The organism is Acinetobacter sp. M5A5_2a, from assembly GCF_053345265.1.
Window position 1 is genome coordinate 382549 of record NZ_JBKEZV010000001.1, and the last position, 16955, is coordinate 399503.

Below are 16955 nucleotides of genomic sequence, written 5' to 3' on the forward strand. Positions count from 1 at the left end.
TAAGAGGATATTTTCATGACAGATATTAATTCATTGATCCATGACGGCACGATCTGGTTATTAGTTGCTTTCTCAATTGTGACTTGGGTGTTGATTGTGGTTAAAGTGGTCCAGACACAGCGAGCAACAAAACAAAGTAAGCTTTTTGTAGAAGAGTTTTGGAAAGCAAAAAACTTATCAGATGCAGTAACTAAGTCTGAACTTGGTGAAGGCCCAGCAGCTCGAGTAGCTAACACAGGTTTTCAAACATTAATTGAAGCAGATGAAAAGACACATCAAGACTTACAAAACAGTTGGAGTCGTCAGGACTTATTAGAGCGCCATTTAAGTAAACAAGTTCTTACCGAGCGCCGTCAATTAGAAAAAGGCTCGGCTTTACTGGCTTCTATTGGAAATAACGCACCTTTCATTGGTCTGTTTGGTACAGTATTTGGGATTATTCATGCATTACAAGCCATTGCTCATTCAGGTAATGCAAGTATGGATGTCGTGGCTGGGCCAATTGGAGAGGCGCTGGTTGCAACTGGTATTGGTATTGCAGTTGCTGTACCTGCGGTACTTGCCTATAACTACTTTGTGCGTAAAGTAAAAACAATTGGCGCAGATCTTGATGATTTTGCAACGGACTTCGTGAGTCTAAATCAAAAAGCAGGATTCCAGCTACCAACTGCTAAAAAAGGTACGACTGGTAATACGGCGCTTAAAGATAATTCTGCTAAAGAAGTGAAAGAGAAAGGAGTGTTTGCATAATGGCAATTTCTACCTCTCAAGAAGACGATGTCGTCAGTGAAATTAATATTACGCCGCTAGTCGATGTCATGTTGGTATTACTCATCGTATTCATTGTGACAGCTCCTTTGTTAACAAATACGGTAAAAGTGAACTTACCAAAAGCGGCTCCGACTCAATCTACAGACCAAAACAAAGCTGTGGTCATTAGTGTAAATCCACAAGGTGAAATATTCCTTGATAAAGATAAGGTGACACTTGCTAACTTTGAACAAGAAATAAAGTCACGCAAAAGCAGTAACCCTAAATTAGCATTAAACTTAAATGCTGATGAGACCGTACCTTATGGAACAGTCGCAAAATTATTGGCAAGTATTGAACGTGTAGGGGTAGATAAACTCTCTGTGATTACAGTGCCTAAATAATTAGGCCTCCATAAAAAAAGCTGCTTCGGCAGCTTTTTTTATATTGTGAGTACAGATGAATATTAAGCTTTCCAGAGTTTTTCAAAACGCCATGTTGGAAAAATCGTATGTTCAGGAGTTAAACCACCAATATTTTTAGCTGCTACGTCAATCGTATGGCTAAATCCCCAAATGAGCATTCCACCACGTTCATGTTGAATTTTTTGTGCTTGCGCTAAATAGATTTTGCGTTTGACTAAATCAGGTTCTGCCAGTGCTTTAAAAAATAACTCACTATATTCAGGGTCTTTAAAATTCACACGATTCGTCGTAGAAATTGGAGCATCGTTAACAACGGCAGTCGATAAATAGGGCGTGCCGACATTGGTCGCATTACTCGATAGCTGCCACTTACTGCGGTCAGGACCGTTAAACGTTGCAAAATCGACTTGTTTAACTCGAATATTCACATTGGCTTGTTTTGCTTGCTCGGCAAAAATTAATGCAGGTTGAGCACTACTCACTGGGGTAACAAGCTCTACACTCAAACCATCTTTAAAACCTGCTTGCGCTAATAGATTTTTTGCCTCGGCAATATTTTGTTGGCGCTGCGGTAAATTGAGAAAGGCAGGGTCTTGCGGCGAATAAAGATCGTTGCCGATTCGACCTTGCCCATTTAAGCCTCGTTGTACCAACTCCTCTCGGTTTGCAATTAAACGAAATGCCTGACGCACTCTAGGGTCATTAAACGGCGCTTGTTGAGTGTTAAAGTCAAAACTATTATGTGTATTGGTCGCAGAGCGTATGGTTTGAATGTGTTTTGCTTGCTCCAAAATTTTAATATATTCAGGGGAAATTGCATTTGCTACATCAATTTGCCCAGCCAATAAAGCATTTAATCGAGAGACCTGATCTTTAAAATCAATCACTTCAAAACTATCTGCATAAGGTTTGTCAGGTTTAAAGTAATTATTAAAACGGGTAAAAACAGAACGTTGCCCCGGAATGAACTCTTTGACTTTATATGGACCAGCTCCGACTGGATTATGAATAGGGTCGAAGTCAGTCGGTACAATTCCTCCAAAGTTTACCCAAGTTTCTGGCAGTGCAACAAAGCCGGGAATCGTACTAATAAAAGGAATACGAACAGTGTATTCATCTAGTTTTTGAATACGATCTCGGTCAATCCACTGCACCAGATTACGAAATGGTGAAGCGAGTTTAGGATCTGTTAGGCGTTTCACTGAAAAGATTACATCATCTGCGGTAATAGTTTTACCGTGATGAAATTCTAAGCCTTTGCGTAAACGAATGGTCCATTCGCTTGCATTGTGATTAGGTTCAGCAAACTCGGCTAAAGCAAGTCGGGGCAGCATATTTTCATCCCATTCCCATAACTTATTATAAATAGCGAAACCTCGTGTAATACCACTTCCCGATGCTGAAAGATGAGGATCTAGACTGCCTGATTGTTGTCCTCCAATTAAACCCAAACGTATAACTCCTCCATGCTTAGGCGTTGCTGAAGAGGTAGTTTTTGATTCGGTACTATTATCTGGAGAGGGGCCACAGCCTGATAAGCTGCTCATTAAAGAGACGCCACCTAGCGCCGTGAGACTTTGTGTTAAAAATTTTCGACGTGATAACAGAAATGTTTGATTTGTCATTATAAATACCTGATTAGATCTTCATCTTCTAAGGTATTGCAGAATAAATGCCAAGTTTTTTATATGGTTTTACTATATTTATCATTAGCTTATAGAAGTCTTGTTTTTGGTGAGTGTCTCTATTCCAACAGCTTTGTTGAAAAAACAAACATGAATAGAAGTGATAAATAAAGAATGAGAAATTAAAAATAACTGAATCAATTGGTTAAGGATAATTATTTGGTCGTTTATTGGTTGGCATAGGCTTTGCGTAACGCCTTGTAAATTTACTTTACTGAGTGTGATATGAGACAGCCTTTTCAATTAAAACCTTTAGTTATTGCGCTTAGCGTATTAGGGACGACTTTACCGTTATATGTTTTTGCCGAAGAAACACCACAACAAGCAGGCGATTATGAAAGTGATGTAATTACTTTGTCAGATGTAGTCGTTACTGGAGCAGCTAAGAAAACCACCGTTGTTCCCAAACGCAAAGTGACCTCAATTTATGGAACGGATAGCTCTGTATTGGATACCCCGCGTGTAGTATCCCAAGTATCAGAACAACAATTTAGAGAAGATGTTATTCGAAGTGCGGATGATCTTGTCAAATATGCACCTAGCATTACGCGAGGCGGGGGACAAAATGCTAACTTTGCTCCACAAATTCGTGGACAGAACTCAGAAGTTTTTCAAGATAGCCAACGAATTTATAGTACCCGCCATCCGACCAATCTCAATGCTTATGAAGGAGCCGATATTGTGGCAGGGCCAACAGGTGTAATTTTTGCGCCGACTTCAGGTTCTGGTGGATATATTAACTACCTGACCAAAAAGCCTAATTTTAATAAAGCCGAAACCAATATCTCTGGGACTGTAGGTTCCATTTACTCAGGTAAAGGCGCAGAGCCTAATTTCTCTGTCAGTATTGATCACACGGCACCCATTTCAAAAGAATTAGCATTTCGCGTGAGTGCAACAGCACAAAAGACAGATGACTATTATGACAATGTGAAAAATAACTTTAATGCATTTTATGGGGCACTTGCTTGGCGCCCAAATGATCGTTTACGGGTAGATTGGAATATCAGTTACGATGACTATTACGATTTTAATGTGACACATGGCTGGAATAGAGCGTCGCAACAATCAGTTGATAGTGGTCTCTATTACAAGGGTAGAGCTACGCCTATTATTCAAAACGGTTCGACTTTTTGGTCTCCTGTATTTGAATCGGGTGCGGCAAATTCTAAAGTCATTGGTTGGCAAACTCGTCAGAAGAACGATAAAAACCAATATGTGGCTGTTGGTGGAGTTCAGACCACACCGTTACCGAACTCAACTGCTGATCAAGCGGGAACTATTAAAGGTTGGGTCTATGATCCATCAATCCCCGGTAATGAATTGGTCAAGCTAGATGATCATGTTTCTGGACGTAGTGAAGATAAAAATAGTGCCAAGCGATTTAGCACTCAATTAAAAGTAATTAAAGATTTAAATGAACATTGGTCTATTGCAAACAGTACGCTCTATCAAAATAACAAAGATTTAGGCGACTCTGTTGGAAGCTTCTTTACAGATTTAGATCATGAGTTAATTGATAACCGACTAGAATTTTTAGGCGACTATGATTTTGAAATAGGTGGCGTAAAAATTAATAATAAAAGCAGTACAGGGGGAACATATCGTCATGAGAAGTTTACCTCTTTAGCTGCAAATAATAGTTTTAATATTAATCCATATGATTTAACCAATGATCCATCACAGAAGAACCCTGGTGATTTACTGGGGTTAATTAACAATAGCGGTTCAACAGGAGGTTGGATTGGACAAGCCGGAGTACCACAATATTCTCAATATTTTGGTTATTTAAATTTACCGCGCATGTACCCAATTGGAAATGGTTTATATGCAGAAAAAGGTGGCTTCCCACCAAATGGAGGAGGAGCTGTTTATACGGGTTCTGGTTTTTGGGATACGTTGAGCATATTCACTCAGCAAAATTTTACCTTTAACGATGTATTCGGTATTAATTTAGGTATTAACCATAGTTCTGTAAGAGCAAAACTTGAAAACCCACTTGTTTTAACCCCTACAGATGTCCGTTCATCGAGTGACGAATATAGCCTATTGAGCTACCAACTCAGTACGTTCATTAAGCCTACGGCGAAAAGCACACTCTATTTTACTTATGACAAAAGCACCGCATTAAATACGGGAGTATTTGGGCCTTTCTTGATTTGGGGCGCAGGAAATCAACTCAATCCATTAGCTTTTGACAGTCAAAGTGAGCTAAAAGAAATAGGATTTAAGTATGAACCTATCACTGACCAGTTATTTTTAACCCTAAGTGGGTTTGAACAAAAACGGGATTTATCACCAGATACGAACGGTAATATGGCCCGCTTTGAAGTAAAAGGTATTGAGTCATCATTAAGATGGCAACTACAAAAAAATATAGCGATTGGGGGCAATTTCACTTATTTGGATGCTGAATACAGTTCTATTATACCTGCTGGTTTTTCACCATTTGGCTTTCATGCAGACAATGCTACGGTTTGGGGAGACAATAACGCTTTAAACCAACGTAAAGCCGGACGTTATGATGCAGCAGGAATTCCCAAGTACTCTGCAAGTGCTTATGTAGATTACCAACATCAGTCTGGTTTTGGGGTCAACCTATCAGGATGGTGGACAAGCTACTGGTACACAAACTTAAGTCAAACCGTGAAAGTACCGAACAACTATAATCTGGACTTAGGTCTTTATTATCGCCAGCCACAGTGGACGGTGGGCCTTAACATTCTTAACTTAACCAATGAACGAAATTTTGTGAATGGTTTGGCAGGAGCGAATAGCGAGTTTTTACAACCAATGCGCCCTCTGACTGTACAAGGCCAATTTAGTTATAAATTTTAAAACCAATCAATTATTTCCAAGAATCTTAAAAAGCCATACGTCTGTATGGCTTTATTATTAATACTGGATATAAAACACATTAAATCGTGAATGTTGAAATAACAACAATAATACGTTTCAGACTGTCTATCTATCAGCAATTTTTACTCATTTTATTTTTTAATTTTTAATAAGTGTTTGAAAATACTTAAATAAATTAAATGGCATAGAAGTTGCCAATATAAGAATAGATTTATTTAAATGGAGTCACCATGTTTAAGGTTACAAAAATTAGGCAGAGTATTTTAACTGCTATGTGGGGAGTAACGGCGAGTGTATCGACATTAGCTTTAGCGAACGATGATGCTGATGCAATTCCTGCTGAGCAACAAGCTCAAGTGGTAAATGCTAAAGATGTAAAAAAATTAGGCGATGTCATCGTTACTGCACAATATCGTGCACAAAACATTCAAAAAGTTCCGACTGCAATTACAGCAGTTTCGGGCAAAGATTTGGCTGCGAAAGGCTCAACATTTATTGGCGATGTTTTAACTTATACACCAAATGCAGCAGCTGAAAACCCAGATGGCGATAGCCGTCCACGTTGGTATATTCGCGGTCTGGGAACTGGCGATGTTGCAGCCTCTACAGTTTTCCCAGTCGGTATTTATGCAGATGGGGTTTATCTAAATGCGCCTGTTGCTGGTGCTGGAGATTTATTCGATTTAGAACGTATTGAGGTTCTACGTGGTCCACAAGGCACGCTTTACGGTAAAAACACCACGGCTGGTGCGGTGAATTACATTTCACGAAAACCTGTTTTTTCAGATAAACCGACCGGCTATGGAACAATAGGAATAGGTGACCATAATCTCCGTACTTTTGAAGGCGCCGTGAACGGGGCTATATCAGATAACGTTGCCGTACGAGGAGCATTCTATTCAGAAGATCGCGATGGCTATGCAAAAAATTTAGCCAATGGTGAGAACTACGGGGATGTAGATAAAAAATCATTCCGCTTCCAGATATTAGGAAAAATTAATGATGATTGGAATGCTTTAGTCAATCTACATAGCCAAACTTATAATGGTCTTGGCAATAATGGTTCGTTAAGTATTGGAAAATACTGGGGTGTCTATGAAAGACCACAAGGCCGAGATACAAATTTAGATTTGCCTGAAAGTAATAAAATCCAACATGATGGCGCTTCACTCACCTTAACAGGAGATTTAGGGGGCGGTCATACTTTTACATCCATTACAGCGTTTGATAAAACCACTCAAAAATCTATTTCTGATGGTGACTATACGCCATATGATGTAGCAAGAAGCTATAGCGATAATGAGTGGCGCCAATATAGCCAAGAGTTTCGTGTTTCTTCTGATGCTGAAAAAAGACTCAGTTGGATCGCAGGTTTTCACTACTTTAATGAAGATTTGGATTCAACAGGGGTAAGCGCACGAGTAAACAAAACATTACCGAATGGCGCTCCAGCTCAAACCGCGGGAACGCCTGCTTTCAGGGATATTACCTATAACCAGACCACCCAAAGTTTTGCCCTGTTTGGAAACAGTACCTATAAATTTACCGACAAATTTAAAGTAACAGGTGGTTTACGTTGGACAAGTGAAGAAAAAGACATTGATCTAGACCTTGTTCAAATTACCACGGGCGATTACACCAAAGGCAGTTGGTGGCAAAAGGATGGGTACAGTAATGCGGTTTATAACCCAACACCTAACGCAAATGGTTCAACAAGCCGTAAAAAGAGATGGAATGAGCTGACCTACGATATTACGCCTGAATATGAAATTACTCCTGACATCAACACATACTTCCGTTTTGCTCGAGGTTTCCGTTCAGGAGGTTTCAACACCGGTCTTTCAAGTAGTCTAACGCAACTTGCAGATGTTAACCCAGAATATTTAAATAGTTATGAGCTAGGTTTGAAGTCTAGCTTGTTACAAGGCAATTTAACGGCCAATGCCAATATTTTCTATTACGACTACAAAGACATTCAAACAAATCTATTGGTTGCGACCGAAGGACAGGGTGGAGGGGTAACCTCAGTTCTGGCAAATGGACCTAAGGCAGAAGTAAAAGGTGCAGAATTAGAATTAGACTATTTAGCGACCGATAATTTACGCCTACGTTTTGCAGGCGCTTATTTAGACAGTGAATACACCGACTTCGTTGATAAAAACCCAGTAACCAATGTCGTAAATGCTGACAATACAGGTAACAGCTTGGTTCGTTCTCCAAAATACACTATTGGTTTAGGGGGTGAATATACCTTTAATCTTGATAGTGGAGCACGAGTTATTGTGGGCACAGATGCAAAATATCGTGACCGTGAGTTTTTCCTAGTCAATCGTCAAGATTATTCAGTTGACCCAATCTTGAGTCAAAAAGCGTACACCTTATGGAACGCGAACGTTGGGTATATCAGCGCAAATAATAAATACCAAGTTAATGCTTACGTTAAAAACCTGTTAAATGAAGAATATCAAGTTCATGGGCGACCGAATGGTCCTGCTGGGCAATATGTCTTAACCTATGGAAACCCACGTCAAGTTGGTGTTTCTCTCACTGCAAAATTCTAAGCTTTGCTTTACGGAGAAAATAATGGGAATTGAATTTTTTACACGTTTGCCACTTCATGGCGAAACAGAATTTTTACCCGGTGATCCACGTAATCGCGGTGATTGGGCCAATATTGAAAATGTTGAAAATACCGGAGCGGTTTCGAACTATAACGTAGGTGATGATTTTACCTATATTGATTATCTAAGTCAGATCGCACGGGCTGCAGAAATTAATGGGTTTGCTGGTGCACTCATGGTGAATGCGCCAACGGGTGAAGAGCCTTGGACAGTATGTTCGTTACTTGCTCGAGAAACCAAAAAACTTAACTTTGTGACTGCATTCCAGCCTTATCATTTTAGTCCATATAATGCCGTACAAACTGCGGCAACTTATCAGCGTGCAACAGGTAATCGGCTGGTTTGGAATATTATTAATGGAGGTTCGGAAGTGATTCAACGTCAAGTAGGTGATGATTTACCTCATGACGAACGTTATGCACGTGCCACAGAGTTTCTAGATGTTGTAAAAGGATATTGGAATAATCCTTCATTTCACTATCAAGGAAAGTACTATTCAGCAGAAGGTGGTGGATTAAAATATCCACTGAATAAAGCGAGCCTTCCAATTATTTGTACAGCAGGTTCTTCAGAAGCTGCTCGCGAATTTGGAGCGAAACATGCCGACTATTATTTAATGAGAGCTGAAAAACCTGAAGAAATCGCTGCATTGATTGCTGATGTACGTTTACGTGCAAAAAAGTATGGTCGTGAAAATATAAAATTTGGTTTATCAATAGATACAATCGCTCGCCGTACTGAACAAGAAGCATTAGCAGAAGCACAGCGTTTTCTTGATGAAGCTGCTGAAAAGCAACGCTTACATGCAGCAGCAGCCCATGCGGGTTTACGTTCAGCACGTGTACTTAGCTTCGAAAAAGAATACGCTGAAAAAGATGGTAGTAAAAATGTCAGTGACTTCTTTATACATCCAAATGTCTGGTCTGGCTTTGGGTATATTGGTGTTCCACCGGGTGTTGCTTTAGTGGGAAACTACCAACAGATTATTGAGCGTATTCAAGAATATAATAGTATTGGCATAGAATTATTCTTTCTTGCAGGCTATCCACATCTTGAAGAATCATACCGACTTGGTGAACACGTTCTTCCAAACTTTAAAAAGCAACGTGCTCGATTACAGCCTACAGTAGCTACACCAGAGTTTGATATTGCGCTTTGAAGTTTAAATGTTCTTTAAATAAGCCTGATTAGTAAGCTAGTTGGGCTTTTTAATTTTTCTCTAGATAAGTTTTATTTTGTCAAGCAATTTTTAACAATTAAGATATGTATTATCAATAACTTATATATTTAACTAAACCAAATTTAGTCTCAAGAACCTTCATACTGAACCTGAAAATTCAGCGTGATAAGCATCGAATAAGGGCTATTTATCATGACAAACATACACAATATCTTTAAAGGCAAATTACTCAAAGTAGATGCACGTGGTGGAGATAAAGGCACATAATATTCGTCTAATTTTGCAATCAGAAAAATTCGATCGTGGGCTTGAGCCAAATGGTGCTATGTTCGCAGGCAGTTAAACTTGATGAAGATCATCATTTAGTTGAGTTTCATAAGTGTTATCTGAATAAAGAAATCTTTATTCCAGTAATGTTGTCATCAATGGCAGCAATATTTTTTATCGTAAAACTGTGATGGTAAGGCAGCAGCAAGAAGAAAATGTAGCTAAAGCTTGATAGAACTAAACACATAATAAGGAATTATATAATTGTTCGTATAATGTATATTATGTTAAATAAGATATTTAGAAACCTACCATATCTAAGGCTCTGGCTACTCTACGTTGCTGCTACACCGTTTATACTTCATTACACTGAATTATTAAAAGCTTGCTCGACTGCATCTGTTGCTCAAGCAACTTACTAAGCCGTGGCACTCTTAACGGCTTAAATTGACTTAACCCTATTTCTAATCTTAGCCAGAATAATTCTCTAGGTAGTTTCCTATAAGTTGTAATTACACTTTTATATTTGCCCTAGTGACCTACACATCACCTTTACGAGTTGTATTTTGTGATTACTACTGGCTGCCATATAGATTTCTTTTTCTAAATCGCCTTTTGAGCAGCAATATTATTATTTTGCTTAGGCTAAATTCGAACACATTGATTATTTCATATCCTATTGAAAGTTAAGTAAAATTTTTAAAACAACCTTTACATACACATAAAAATGTTATAATACATGTGTACAGCTATTCTTTAAATCATGATGAATGGCGCAGTACTTCAAATATTCACCCCAATTGCATCAAAAAATATTCAAGCAATCTCTCCCGCTCATCTGGTTTGTTTCTGTCTAAAAGCGGAACAATTGCTCCATCAAACAAAAACATATGTGCATCTTGTTTCAAAGCATCTTCGTTAACAGTCAACTATAAATTTCTTTAATCAGCCAGTTTCGATAATCAATTACAACCTAATATGCTTCGAGATGTGTTTTCGCAATCCCTCTCATTTTCCAACTAGCTCAGGTTATAATAATGGACTCCCAAATATTGTTGATCTATTATGAATGCCTCTAATGACCCTTTACACGGCAAAAAACTTGCTGACATTTTGGATGAGTTATTGGATTACTACGGTGGCTTTGAAGGCTTAAATCGTAAAATTGAAATTAGATGTTTTTGTATAGATCCAAGTGTTAAATCATCATTGCGATTCTTACGTACCACACCATGGGCACGTGAAAAAGTAGAAAACTTATATTTGTATGTTTTACGCCAAAAAGCTAAACAGAAATCGTAGCTATCAAAATCCTAACCTCAGCATTTTAATTAGTGGTGGACTACCACCACTCTCCTAGACAAATTTAGTCTATTTTTAAGACTTTTTTAGTAGGAAAATATGTATTCATAGCTAGGTTCATGAACCAAATATTTTATAAGTTATCACCTTAGTGTTCTATTTGAATTTTAATCGTTTACCAAGTTAATCACTCATTCAGATGGCTTTATAATTTTGCCAACAATATGTTCATGCGTAGGTACAAGACCTGTTTTTAAACCCAGTGGCTTAAACACCTTATCTAACACTGATTGAGTAAGTTTACCTTTGTCCTGCTCAATATCAGTTAATGCTCGACGACTTATCCCGACTAAAGCAGCATATTGTTCTTGCGACAAGCCCAGCACATTCTTGCGTAAATATGACAATAGTTGTCCCAGTGTAATCTCACTCAATAAATATTGTTTATATAAATCGATGAGAACTTGCTGACGATTTTGAGTCTGATTTTTCACGTTCATAACAGTTCCCATCTTTTCAATTTAGCTTCTATATTGTTAATTTTTTCATTGGAGTAAATGAGCAAATATTTTCTCAAAAATACTATAAAAAAGACTTTTTGTGAATATATTTGCTCAAAATCATTTAACCTCTACCATTTATGCGCAAAATTTTGCTCATCTTCGTATTGGCTGATATTAGATAGCGAAGGCTAAACTCATAAGACAATGTTAAGTAGATGATAAAAGAGACCTCGATTAAGGTCTTTTTGCATAGCCGCTTCATTTAATAATTTTATTTTGAAGAGTTCCAATAATTGACGTAATTCAACTGTTGAATCCCTCGTTCGACAAATTCAGCATTTTGCCATTGTTTTACATCAACATCGCGTTTTATCAGCTTGGCCTTTAATGCAGTTTGTACACCTTCTTGTAGATGCCCAAGATAGTAGTCATCTAAAAGTGGTGAAAAAACTGTTTTTAAGGCTTTGTCTTGTAGACTCAACGCATAGAGTTCTGTTGGTAAGCCTGCATTTTTAGTGACAAGTTGAATAGCATTGTCCCGGTTTTCAGGCTGTGAAACCCAATGTGCTGATTGTAAAACCGTATTGACCAGTGTTTGGACAAGTTCAGGATGTTGTTTAATAAACTCACTACGACCCACCAGACCCGACTGAATTGTCCCAGCTCCATCCTGCCGCTGTCCAGTACTCAGCGGAACCTCTACAATTTTCTGCTGTTTTAGCGCCAGAATTGACATCAAACCCCAGCTTGCATCAATCTGCTTAGCTGCAAGTGCTGCATTGGCCGCAGCAGGATCCAAATTAATAATGCGGAAATCTTTTTCAGTAAAGCCATAACGCTCAATATACTGATCAAACGATAACTGCATGGCAGTTCCTTGAAAAATCGCAATTCTTTTACCTTTTAACTGTTCTAAGCTGGTATATCCTTTATTTGGCAGAACCCCCAAATAAGCATCTATATGTCGTCCAGTCGCCACCAGTAAAGTGGTATCAATTTGGTTTGATTTACCAATAATGGCTGCTAAGTCACCCAAAAAAGCAAAATCTAATTGCTTATTGGCCAAGGCTTCATTAATTACAGGCCCTGCACCTTTAAAAAATTGCCATTCAATCTGAATATTGTTCTTTGCAAATGCTTTTTCGAGTAGCTGATTTAAATAAATATAATCGACCAGTGGTGTGCCGCTACTATGTCTTTCGCTACTGCTTAAATCAGGTACTGCAATTCTAATTTTTACAATGTTTTCCGTCTGATTTATTGTTTTTGAAGGTGCTGATGAAGATGGTTTGAAAATAAACAGTAGCAAAGCGACAAAAATAAGTGCAGGAATAATCCAGATAAATCGATTACGTTTTGATAGTGTGGCCATATAGTTTTTCTCAACAACATACCAGACGCCACTACCGTTAACGACAGTGACGTTCTGCATGTTTAAAGTGGTATTTAGTTGGCATTTAAAACAGCATGAAGCTTGGCTTTTTCGAGTTGTTCTGCTGATAAATCTTTGGGTAATGTGGTTTTACCTTTTAAGCCATGTACACCAGTCGTTACTTCACCGGCAAGTGTAATTCGGCGTACAACGCGATGTTGATCGCCATAATCGTTAACCGCGTAGTGCTGTGTAGAGCGATTATCCCAAATCACCACATCTCCTTCCTGCCATTGCCAACGCACTGTATTTTCTGGTCGCGTTACTTTTTCTTGTAAAATATTAAATAAAAGCTGTGAATCACTTTGGCTAAATCCCACAAGTCGTTTGAAAAAATGCCCCAGTAATAGGCTTTTCTTGCCAGTTTCTGGATGTACTACAACTACTGGATGCTCTGTCTCATACTTGGTAGATACAAAAATTTTCTTTAGTCTTTCTAGTTGTTCCGGTTCGACATTTTGTTTTGGTCCACCATAGTCATATTCATTAGAGTGTACAGCCACCAACTGCTCAGCAAATTGCTGTAAAAGCTCAGGCAGATCTTCATAAGCAGTTTCGGTATTTGCCCAAGTTGTATCACCACCTGTTTCAGGAATGATTAGGCTTCTCAAGATACTAATTTTAGGATAAGCATCCACAAAAGTAACATCAGTATGCCAAGAATTAGCTCGTGCACCTTTTTGTGAGTCAAGTTCAAAAATAAAATCTGTGCCATCCACTGCGGGTACTGTTGGATGTTTAACAGGTGAACCAAACAATTCTGCAAATTTCTCCTGTTCGGTATCCCCCAAATGTTGCTGGCCACGAAAGAAGAGTACTTTATGCTCTAATAGAGCGTCATGTATAAACTGAACGGTTGATGAATCAAGCTCAGAGCTTAAATGAATGCCTGATATTTCAGCCCCAATTCGACCAGTTAATTTTTTAACGTGTAGTTGTTGTGCTGGTTTCTGAATAAATGTTGTCATGTTAATTTCCTGTCATAATATATGACTGAATTTTTATCAGAAACGGCGGCATATTCTGTTATTTCAGAGACAATCCATCACGTAAAAAATTATTTTGATATTTAAATAATTAATAACACGCACATATGAAAATTAAATATGAAATTATATTTTTTTGAAATTTGAATAAATTTTAACTCTGATAAGCTGTTTAAAATCTTAGTTTATATCTCTGATTTATCATGAAAGCATCATCAATTATCGAGTTCAGGAATCCTATCTCAAAATATCAGAATGATTTTGACGGCGGACTACACTCTGATCATCAAATTATAACGAATGAATTTATTCATAAAAGTATTCGTATTTTAGAAAATTATCAGGTTATTCAATCTTTATCTAATACAGATAAATCTACGCTTATTCAGCATTTAAAAATAAGAAAGTATTATCATAATCAAACGATATACAATCAAAATGATCCGTGTACTGATATCAATATTTTGCTTGAAGGCGCGCTTAAACTTGGCTGGAGCACATCTCAAGGCAAATATCACACCGATATTTTTGTGCCTTCAGGTACATTAATCAATATTGTTCCAATTGTAACGGGTCAACCCTTACTTCACGACCACATTGCACAAGGTAGAACGGTAATTGCCAACCTTCCTGGCCAATTGTTTATGGATGTCATCAGAAATAACGCAGATGCTTTATTCATGGTGTTGAAATTAATCTGTGTAAGAACACAGCTAAATCGTGAACAAAATTTCATTTATTCAACTGAAACATTGCAAACCCGTCTCGCTAAAAAACTAGTTTTTCTAGTGGATTATCATTCCTATCAGGACAAAGATAAAATTTTACTGAATCTCAAATTGAGTCAGGAAAATCTGGCAGAGCTTTTGCAGACTTCAAGACAAAGTATTAATAAAGAACTAGCAGCGCTTTCGAACCAAAACATTATTGAGGTTAAATATAACCAAATCTTTATTTTGGACTTTGAAAAGCTAAGTGATATTGCTCAGACTCATCAGTTCAACAGTACCACTAAGTTTCTTTGATATATCTGCTTTTGTCATAATGATATGATTTTATTAGGAGATAACTGTCAGAATAGAAACAGAATAAAAATTTGTCATATTTACACTAAGCATTTTAGTCGCTTTGTTGGATAAAACATGACAGATGTAAATATCAAAAACCAACCTAATATTTTATTGATTGTGGCAGATGATTTAGGCTTTTCAGATTTAGGTGCTTTTGGCGGAGAAATAAATACACCTCATTTGAATGAATTAGCATTAACCGGCTTAAGACTGACTAATTTTCATACGGCGTCAACCTGCTCCCCTACTCGTGCAATGTTACTTTCAGGCACTGACCATCATTTAGCTGGTTTAGGAACCATGGCAGAGGCCCTTACCCCAGAGCTAGAAGGTAAAGAAGGCTACGAAGGTGTGTTAAATAACAAGGTTGCCGCATTACCAGAATTATTAAAAGATGCGGGTTACTACACCGTTATGTCTGGGAAATGGCACTTGGGACTAAAACCAGAATATTTTCCAATTAAAAAAGGATTTGAGCGTTCTTTTGCACTATTACCTGGTGCAGCCAATCATTATCTATTTGAAGCGGATATTCCAGAAGACCAAATTCCACGCTTACTTAAGTCAACAAAAGGACTTTATGCAGAAGATGATAAGTTTTCGGAAGAACTACCTCAAGGGTTTTATTCATCAGATTATTTTACCACTCGCCTTCTAGACTTTTTACAAGATGATGAAGCACGCCAAGGACGTCCTTTTTTTGCATATTTACCTTTCTCTGCACCGCACTGGCCCTTACAGGCACCTCAGGAAGATATAGATCGATATAAAGGACATTATGCGGATGGTCCCGTTAAACTACGTGAACAGCGTCTTGAAAAACTCAAGCAACTTCAATTGGTAGATGCTGAAACAACGATTCACCCTATCCTCGCTAGAACTCCATTCTGGGAAAATCTTACTCAAGAGCAACGTGATAAGTCTTCAAGAATTATGGAGGTTTATGCGGCTATGGTAGATCGTATGGATCAAAACGTTGGACGTGTAGTCGAATACCTCAAAAATCGAGGGGAATTAGACAATACCATTGTTATTTTTTTATCTGACAATGGTGCAGAAGGTGCTCAACTTGAAGCTCTACCAGTCTTTGGCGGTCAACTTAATGAAATTATCGAGCAATATTACGACAATAGTATTGATAATATTGGGCGAGCAAACTCATATGTTTGGTACGGAGAACATTGGGCACAAGCAGCCACTGCTCCTGCTCGCCTTTATAAAGCACATACTAGCGAAGGTGGAATTAGAACAGTTTCGTTCATTCACTACGCAGGGTTTAAACGCCAAAATCAGATCAGTCACGAGTTTTTGACGGTCATGGATTTACTACCAACCCTATTAGATTATTTAAATATTCAGCACCCTGGTCAGGTGTATAAAGGTCGTCAATTGGTACCCCTACGTGGTCGTTCTATCTTGCCATACTTACAAGTACAACAAGACCATATTCACAGTGAAGATCATGTCACAGGCTGGGAGTTATTTGGTCAAAAGGCTCTACGCAAAGGAGAATGGAAAGCGCTCTTCATCCCTGCGCCAAATGGCCCGAATCGCTGGCAGCTATATAACCTTAAAGATGATAAAGGCGAAACTCAGGATTTGGCAAAACAATATCCAGAAAAGCTCGATGAATTACTTAAAGAATGGGCAACTTATGTCAAAGAAAATGGAGTGATCGAAAATGTGCAACAACGAAGATTATTACAGAATGATCAGCTAGAACCATTTGAAGCATAAAAATAACGAAGAGATCAGCATTTAGATTGAACTAAGCCAGCACCTAATGCTGGCTTTTACATTTGCCGCCTGAAGAATATTTTAAAAGGCCTATGTTTAAAAAATTACTATTAAATATAGAGATAAGATCATCAAAAT

General features: G+C 38.1%; 12 protein-coding genes and 1 pseudogene. 8 read left to right on the plus strand and 5 right to left on the minus strand.

Going from position 1 to position 16955, the window contains the following annotated elements; all coding sequences use genetic code 11:
- The first annotated feature begins 15 nt into the window (after window positions 1-15).
- Both ACLBWE_RS01795 and ACLBWE_RS01800 read left to right on the plus strand, forming a co-directional pair.
- Window positions 16-750: a MotA/TolQ/ExbB proton channel family protein gene (locus tag ACLBWE_RS01795; protein WP_198495780.1), complete on the plus strand. Its 735-nt coding sequence runs from the start codon at window positions 16-18 to the stop codon at window positions 748-750.
- Entirely contained in the window at window positions 750-1154 is a 405-nt protein-coding gene (locus tag ACLBWE_RS01800) for an ExbD/TolR family protein (protein WP_001018517.1), read from the plus strand. Before ACLBWE_RS01795 ends, ACLBWE_RS01800 begins: the two co-directional genes overlap by 1 nt.
- A gap of 62 nt (window positions 1155-1216) precedes the next feature.
- On the opposite strand, the gene ACLBWE_RS01805 is transcribed toward ACLBWE_RS01800, so the two are convergent.
- Window positions 1217-2800, minus strand: coding sequence for an ABC transporter substrate-binding protein (locus ACLBWE_RS01805; protein ID WP_447600800.1), 1584 nt, complete (start codon window positions 2798-2800; stop codon window positions 1217-1219).
- A 285-nt stretch (window positions 2801-3085) separates the two neighbouring features.
- Between ACLBWE_RS01805 and ACLBWE_RS01810 the strand changes: the two genes are divergently transcribed.
- The 3 genes from ACLBWE_RS01810 (at window position 3086) to ACLBWE_RS01820 (ending at window position 9499) form a co-directional block, all read left to right on the plus strand.
- Window positions 3086-5698: a TonB-dependent receptor gene (locus tag ACLBWE_RS01810; protein WP_447600802.1), complete on the plus strand. Its 2613-nt coding sequence runs from the start codon at window positions 3086-3088 to the stop codon at window positions 5696-5698.
- Window positions 5699-5949: 251 nt separating this feature from the next.
- Window positions 5950-8280, plus strand: coding sequence for a TonB-dependent receptor (locus ACLBWE_RS01815; RefSeq protein ID WP_447600804.1), 2331 nt, complete (start codon window positions 5950-5952; stop codon window positions 8278-8280).
- A gap of 22 nt (window positions 8281-8302) precedes the next feature.
- Window positions 8303-9499, plus strand: a complete 1197-nt coding sequence (locus tag ACLBWE_RS01820) for an LLM class flavin-dependent oxidoreductase (protein WP_447600806.1) — start codon at window positions 8303-8305, stop codon at window positions 9497-9499.
- Window positions 9500-10578: 1079 nt separating this feature from the next.
- Here ACLBWE_RS01820 and ACLBWE_RS01825 read toward each other — a convergent pair.
- Window positions 10579-10790, minus strand: a pseudogene (locus ACLBWE_RS01825) (TetR/AcrR family transcriptional regulator); the annotation flags it as partial.
- A gap of 62 nt (window positions 10791-10852) precedes the next feature.
- Between ACLBWE_RS01825 and ACLBWE_RS01830 the strand changes: the two are divergent.
- Entirely contained in the window at window positions 10853-11089 is a 237-nt protein-coding gene (locus tag ACLBWE_RS01830) for a VF530 family protein (protein ID WP_004642834.1), read from the plus strand.
- 191 nt (window positions 11090-11280) lie between these two features.
- Here the strand turns inward: ACLBWE_RS01830 and ACLBWE_RS01835 are convergent, their stop codons facing one another.
- From ACLBWE_RS01835 to ACLBWE_RS01845, 3 genes are all read right to left on the minus strand, one after another.
- Window positions 11281-11589 carry a helix-turn-helix domain-containing protein gene (locus ACLBWE_RS01835; protein ID WP_447600809.1) on the minus strand — a complete coding sequence of 103 codons (309 nt, stop codon included), beginning with the start codon at window positions 11587-11589 and terminating at the stop codon, window positions 11281-11283.
- A gap of 274 nt (window positions 11590-11863) precedes the next feature.
- Window positions 11864-12964, minus strand: a complete 1101-nt coding sequence (locus tag ACLBWE_RS01840; protein ID WP_447600971.1) for an ABC transporter substrate-binding protein — start codon at window positions 12962-12964, stop codon at window positions 11864-11866.
- 74 nt (window positions 12965-13038) lie between these two features.
- A complete protein-coding gene (locus ACLBWE_RS01845; protein ID WP_202732407.1) occupies window positions 13039-13992 on the minus strand; it encodes a TauD/TfdA dioxygenase family protein in 954 nt (317 codons plus the stop codon).
- Between the two features lie 221 nt (window positions 13993-14213).
- Between ACLBWE_RS01845 and ACLBWE_RS01850 the strand changes: the two genes are divergently transcribed.
- Both ACLBWE_RS01850 and ACLBWE_RS01855 read left to right on the plus strand, forming a co-directional pair.
- The gene (locus tag ACLBWE_RS01850) at window positions 14214-15035 is read left to right on the plus strand and encodes a Crp/Fnr family transcriptional regulator (protein ID WP_348950805.1); all 822 of its coding nucleotides are present in this window, start codon (window positions 14214-14216) and stop codon (window positions 15033-15035) included.
- 117 nt (window positions 15036-15152) lie between these two features.
- Window positions 15153-16817: an arylsulfatase gene (locus tag ACLBWE_RS01855; protein ID WP_447600812.1), complete on the plus strand. Its 1665-nt coding sequence runs from the start codon at window positions 15153-15155 to the stop codon at window positions 16815-16817.
- Window positions 16818-16955 lie beyond the last annotated feature (138 nt).